The following is a 435-nucleotide window of genomic DNA, read 5'->3' as shown; positions in this document are numbered from 1 at the left end:
TGGTGCGAAGCCTTGTTGTATTTTTTCCTGCCCTGTTGCAGATAAGGTAGCTAAAGTCCTGCCATGAAACGATTGTTGAAAAGTAACCACTTTAAAGGCTTCTGTTCCCTTTACCTTTTGTGCATATCTTCGTGCCAGCTTAATTGCGGCCTCGTTTGCTTCGGCCCCGCTGTTACAAAAGAAAACTTGGTCGCCGCAGCTGTTTGCAGTTAGTAAATCAGCAAGCTCCTGCTGATTGGGAATATGATAAAGGTTCGAACAATGCCATAGCTTACTTAATTGTTCTTCTACCTTTTCTTTCACACTGTCCGGAACATGACCTAAGTTACAGGTTGCAATACCAGAGGTAAAATCCAAAAACTTTTTACCTTGATCATCCCAAACATAACTGCCCTTCCCCTTCGCAAGTGTTACAGGGAACCGGCTGTATGTTGG

The 435-nt window shown here is 43.7% G+C and carries 1 protein-coding gene; it reads right to left on the bottom strand.

The genetic code is table 11. The annotated features are described in order from the left end of the window. On the bottom strand, window positions 1-435 hold a 435-nt coding region (locus C9J29_RS24025; protein WP_153062685.1), incomplete at both ends, for an aminotransferase class III-fold pyridoxal phosphate-dependent enzyme.

Source organism: Lysinibacillus fusiformis, from assembly GCF_003049525.1.
Taxonomy (GTDB): Bacteria; Bacillota; Bacilli; order Bacillales_A; family Planococcaceae; genus Lysinibacillus; species Lysinibacillus fusiformis.
Note: the sequence above shows the minus strand (reverse complement) of the source record. Positions and strands in the feature narration are given on the sequence as shown.